Annotated in this window: 5 protein-coding genes; all 5 read right to left on the bottom strand. The window is 76.2% G+C overall.

Annotated features, from left to right (window positions below):
- Positions 1–109: 109 nt before the first annotated feature.
- The 5 genes from EAD98_RS01105 to cobO are packed head-to-tail and all read right to left on the bottom strand — an operon-like array spanning position 110 to position 4,896.
- Positions 110–1,261, bottom strand: a complete 1,152-nt coding sequence (locus EAD98_RS01105) for a cobalt-precorrin-5B (C(1))-methyltransferase (RefSeq protein ID WP_121652228.1) — start codon at positions 1,259–1,261, stop codon at positions 110–112.
- Positions 1,258–2,121: a precorrin-4 C(11)-methyltransferase gene (gene cobM, locus EAD98_RS01100; RefSeq protein WP_233583668.1), complete on the bottom strand. Its 864-nt coding sequence runs from the start codon at positions 2,119–2,121 to the stop codon at positions 1,258–1,260. The genes EAD98_RS01105 and cobM overlap by 4 nt, the downstream gene beginning before the upstream one ends.
- Entirely contained in the window at positions 2,118–2,936 is an 819-nt protein-coding gene (gene cobI, locus EAD98_RS01095) for a precorrin-2 C(20)-methyltransferase (protein WP_121652229.1), read from the bottom strand. The genes cobM and cobI overlap by 4 nt, the downstream gene beginning before the upstream one ends.
- A complete protein-coding gene (locus tag EAD98_RS01090; RefSeq protein WP_121652227.1) occupies positions 2,933–4,291 on the bottom strand; it encodes a cobyrinate a,c-diamide synthase in 1,359 nt (452 codons plus the stop codon). Before EAD98_RS01090 ends, cobI begins: the two co-directional genes overlap by 4 nt.
- The gene (cobO, locus tag EAD98_RS01085) at positions 4,285–4,896 is read right to left on the bottom strand and encodes a cob(I)yrinic acid a,c-diamide adenosyltransferase (RefSeq protein WP_121652226.1); all 612 of its coding nucleotides are present in this window, start codon (positions 4,894–4,896) and stop codon (positions 4,285–4,287) included. The genes EAD98_RS01090 and cobO overlap by 7 nt, the downstream gene beginning before the upstream one ends.
- Between the last annotated feature and the right edge of the window lie 85 nt (positions 4,897–4,981).

The following is a 4,981-nucleotide window of genomic DNA, read 5'->3' as shown; positions in this document are numbered from 1 at the left end:
GCCAGGTGCCGGGCGGCCCCGACCACCAGCCCGGCGGCGGCCAGCGCGGGCGCGAGGGCGGGGTGCGGCGGCGCGCCGGCGGCGTCCAGGCCGACCACGGTCACCGGGGTCACCGGGGCCACCGGCCCGAGGAGGCGACCACCTGGGCGCCCGCGAAGTCGACCATGGCCACGTCGACGCTGACCGCCTGCCCGGCGAACCGCAGCAGCACCTGGCGGACCCGCCGGCAGAGCAGGTCACCGGCCGGAGCGAGCAGCCCGGCGGCCTCCCACAGCTCGTACGCGTGCCGGCCGGTGTTCGCCTCGGTCACCGCGGCGACCAGCGCCGCGTCGCCACCGGCCTCGGCGGTCACCGCGCCGAGCAGGGACAGGTCCACCTTGGAGCGGGTGTAGTGGGTCATCAGGATGCCGGCGGCGAGCTTGGCCAGCTTGCCGGCCATGCCGACGAAGACCACACCGGTCATGGCGTCGCCCACGGCGGCGGTGACGGCGGCGCCGGTGAAGTCGCCGACCTCGACGAAGCAGACCTCGGGCAGTTCGGGCAGCAGCGCCCGGGCGGCCCGTTCGGTGCGCCCGCCGGTGCAGAGCACCACCGTCCGCTCGCCCTGGGCGGCCATCACGTGCACGGCCTGCACCACGCTGGCCCGCCAGGAGGCGGTGGAGAAGGGCCGGACGATTCCGGTGGTGCCGAGGATCGAGATGCCGCCGAGGATGCCGAGCCGCCGGTTGGTGGTCTTGCGGGCCATGATCTCGCCCCGGGGGACGCTGATCACCACCTGGACGCCGACCTCGCTGAGGTCGACCACCTCGGCCACCGCCTCGCTGATCATCCGGCGCGGCGTGTCGTTGATCGCCGGGCCGCCGACCGCGAGCCCGAGGCCCGGCTTGGTGACCGTGCCGACGCCGGGGCCGCCGGCGAGCCGCAGACCGGGCGTGTTCGTCCAGTCCACGGTGGCGGTCAGCTCGGCGCCGTGGGTGACGTCCGGGTCGTCGCCGGCGTCCTTGACCACCACCGCCTCGGCCCGGGCCGGCGGCGTGCCGGTCAGCTCGCAGCGGGCCACCGGAAAACGCACCCGCCGCCCTGCGGGCAGCCCGATCTCCACCTCCGGCTGGGCCGCGCCGGTGACCAACGCGGTGACCGCGGCCTTGGCCGCCGCCGTCGCGCAGGCGCCGGTGGTCCAGCCGGTGCGCAGCGCGGTGGGCCGGACCTTCGCGGTACGCGGCAGGTCCGGCTCGCGCAGCGGCGGCTCGGCGTACGTCACGACGTGGCGCCCGGTGTCGCGGGCTCCCCGCCGTCCTGGGCTCCGCCGGTGCGGGCGCCGGCCCGGCGGCGGAGTTCGGCGCGTGCGGCCGGCTCGGCCCGACGGAAGGTGTGGAAGTGCCCGGGGTGGTACAGGTGCGAACGGGTGCCCTCGGCAGCGAGGGCCGGCCCGACCAGGAAGAGGGTGTGCTTCCACAGCCGGTGCTGCTTGACGGTCGCCTCCAGCGTGCCGACCGTGCAGCGCACCACCAGCTCGTCCGGCCAGGTCGCCTGGTACGCCACCACGGCGGGGGTGTCCGCCGGGTAGCCGCCGGCGAGCAGCTCGGCCTGCACCTGCCCGGAGCGGGCCGCGGAGAGGAACAGCGCCATGGTGGTGCCGTGCCGCGCGAAGTCACGCACCCGCTCCCCGGGCGGCATCGGGGTCTTGCCGCCCTCGAGGCGGGTGAGGATCACCGACTGGGCGACCTCGGGGACGGTCAGCTCCCGCCCGACGATCGCCGCGACGGCGGTGAACGAGGAGACACCGGGCACGATCTCGACGGCCAGGTCGAGTGCCCGGCACAGGTCCAGCTGCTCCTGCACCGCCCCCCACAGCGCCGGGTCGCCGGAGTGGATCCGCGCCACGGTCAGCCCCTGCTCGGCGGCCCGCGTGTAGAGCGGAAGCACCCCTTCGATGGGCAGCTGCGAGGAGTCCACGATCTCGGCGTCGGGCCGGGCGTGGGCGAGCACGTCGGCGTGCACCAGGCTGGCCGCCCAGATGACGATGTCCGCCTCGGCGATGACCCGGGCGGCCCGCAGGGTCAGCAGGTCCGCCGCGCCGGGACCGGCGCCGACGAACCACACCTTGCCGTGGCTGGTCACAGTTTTCCTCCTCGGTGGTCGCGGCGGGCCGGGACCAGCAGCGTCGACAGGTACGGCAGGTCGTGTTCGGAGTCGTCGACCGGGCCGACGCGTTGCCCGGGGAGCCCCAGGCTCCGCCCGAGCACCGCGTCGGCGAGCCGGCCCTGTCGGCGCAGCTCGGCGAGCAGCTCCGGGTGCCGCCGCCAGCCCTTGTACGCGACCACGGTGCCCGGCCCGGCGAGGGCGTCGGCGAACAGCGCCAGCCCGGCGGTGGCCGGCAGCAGGGTCAGCGGTTCGCGTCCCTCGCAGAGCGGGGTGCCGCTGCGCGCGGCCAGTTCCTGCATGGCGGTGACGCCGGGCACGGTCGCCACCCGCACCCCGGGACGCAGGGCGTGGACGCTCTGCGCCAGGTAGCCGAAGGTGGAGTAGACGTTCGGGTCGCCGATGGTGGCGAAGGCCAGTGACCGGGCGCCCGCGTCGATCGCCTCCACGACGACCCGCGCGGCGGCGTCCCAGGCCGCCGCCCGGCGGGCGGTCACCCCGCCCCGGTCGTCCAGGGCGAACGGCAGCCGGCGCAGCCGGTCCGCCGGGACGTACGCGCGCACGGTCCGCTCGGCGCGCCCCGCCTCCGCGCCGGTCGAGGCCGGACCGGCGGTCACCGTCGGCTCGGCCCGGTCCGCCATCACGGGTACGAGGACCAGGTCGGCCTCGCGCAGGACCCGCACGGCCTTGACGGTGAGCAGTTCCGGGTCGCCGGGTCCGACACCGACGCCGGTCAACGTGGCGTCGGCCGACCCGCCGTGCCCTGCGGCGGCGGGACGAACGGCGGCGCTCATCGGCACGCCTCGACCAGGCGGCGGGCGGCCCCGGGGTGGCCGGCCCAGTGGGTGTGCAGGTAGGAGGCGTGCACCCGGCCGGCGACGAAGCCGTGCTCCGCGCCGTCCCAGCGCCACGCCGGCCGGTCGCCGTGCCCCGGGTCGGTGCTGGTGCGGTGGAACTCGTGCCCGCGTACCGGCTCGCCGGCCCGGGCCACCGGAGAGTCGGTGACGGCCACCGCCTTGCGGTAGCCGAGGGTGAGCCGGCCGGTCATCCGGGCGGTCAGGTCCAGCCGGCCGCACATGGGCGCGTCGTCGAGGGACCGCCCGAGGTAGAGCAGCCCGGCGCATTCGGCCACGATCGGCCCGTCGAAGGTGGCCAGCTCGGCGCGGAGGGCCCTGTTGCCGGCCAGCGCCTCCGCGTACGCCTCGGGAAAGCCGCCGCCGATCACCACGGCGCGGGTGCCGGTGGGCAGCGCCGGATCGCGCAGCGGGTCGACGGTGACCACGTCCGCGCCGGCCGCGGTGAGCAGTTCGGCGGTCTCCGCGTACGAGAAGGTGAAGGCCGGACCACCGGCGAGGGCGACCAGGGCCCGCTCCGCGCCGGCCGGCCCGCCGACGGCGGCGACCGGGTCCCAGGCGGGCGCGGTCATTGGTGGGGCGCTCCGGGCGAGGTCGAGCACGGCGTCCAGGTCCACGGTGGACTCGACCAGCTCGGCGAGGGCGGTGACGATCGCGAGGGACTCGGGCGCCCGTTCGGCGACCGGGATAAGCCCCAGGTGCCGGGCCGGGGCGGCCACCTCGGCGGCCCGGGTGACCGCCCCGAGCACCGGTACGCCCACCTCGGCGAGGGCGTCGCGCAGCAGCGTCTCGTGCCGGGGCGAGCCGACCCGGTTGAGGATCACGCCGCCGATCCGTACGGCCGGGTCGAAGGCGGCCATGCCCAGCGTCAGCGCGGCGGCGGAACGGCCCTGCGCGGTGGTGTCCAGCACCAGCAGCACGGGCGCCTCGATCAGCCGGGCGACGTGGGCGGTGGAGGCGTATTCGCGGCGGCCGACCGCGCCGTCGTGCAGGCCCATGACGCCCTCCACCACGGCCACGTCGGCGGGTGTCGGGACGTTCGCGCCGTGCCGCAGCAGCGGGGCGATCCGCTCGGGGCCGACCAGGAACGGGTCGAGGTTGCGGCCGGGCCGTCCGGCGGCGAGGGCGTGGTAGCCGGGGTCGATGTAGTCCGGGCCGACCTTGTGCGGGCTGACCGTCAGGCCCCGGCGGCGCAGCGCGGCCAGCAGCCCGGTGGCGACGGTGGTCTTGCCGTGTCCGCTGGCCGGCGCGGCGACCACCACCCGGGGCAGCGCCCACGGCCCGGTGCTCACCACTCGATGCCCTTCTGGCCCTTCTGGCCGGCGTCCATCGGGTGCTTGACCTTGGTCAGCTCGGCCACCAGGTCGGCGGCGGCGACCAGTCGCGGGTCGGCGTCCCGGCCGGTGATGACCACGTGCTGGAAGCCGGGGCGGTCGGCCAGGGTGGCGACGACCTCGTCGACGTCCACCCAGCCCCACTTCATCGGGTAGGTGAACTCGTCCAGCACGTACAGCCCGTAGCGCTCGGCGGCCAGGTCGCGCTGGATCTGCCGCCAACCCTCCAGGGCATCCGCGGCGTGGTCGGCGTCGCCACCGCGCTGGATCCAGGACCAGCCCTCGCCCATCTTGTGCCACGCCACCGGCGCGCCCTGGCCGGTGCGCTCGTGCACCTCACCGAGGGCCCGGAAGGCGTTCTCCTCCCCCACCCGCCACTTGGCGCTCTTGACGAACTGGAACACCCCGACCGGCAGGCCGGCGGTCCACGCCCGCAGCGCCAGCCCGAAGGCGGCGGTGGACTTTCCCTTCATCTGTCCGGTGTGGACCATCAGCAGTGGCCGGTGGCGTCGCTGCCGGGTCGTCAACCCGTCGGTGGGCACCGTGCTCGGCTGTCCCTGCGGCATCAGGCGACGCTCCTGTCGAACGAGGTGGTGGCCACGGCGGTGGGGCGCGGCAGCGGGGTGGTGGTCATCTGGCTCAGGGGATGGT

This window comes from Micromonospora sp. CV4 (genome assembly GCF_003667455.1).
In the GTDB taxonomy this organism is placed as follows: domain Bacteria; phylum Actinomycetota; class Actinomycetes; order Mycobacteriales; family Micromonosporaceae; genus Micromonospora.
The sequence above is the reverse complement of the archived record's forward strand: the minus strand, read 5'-3'. Positions and strand labels throughout refer to the sequence as shown.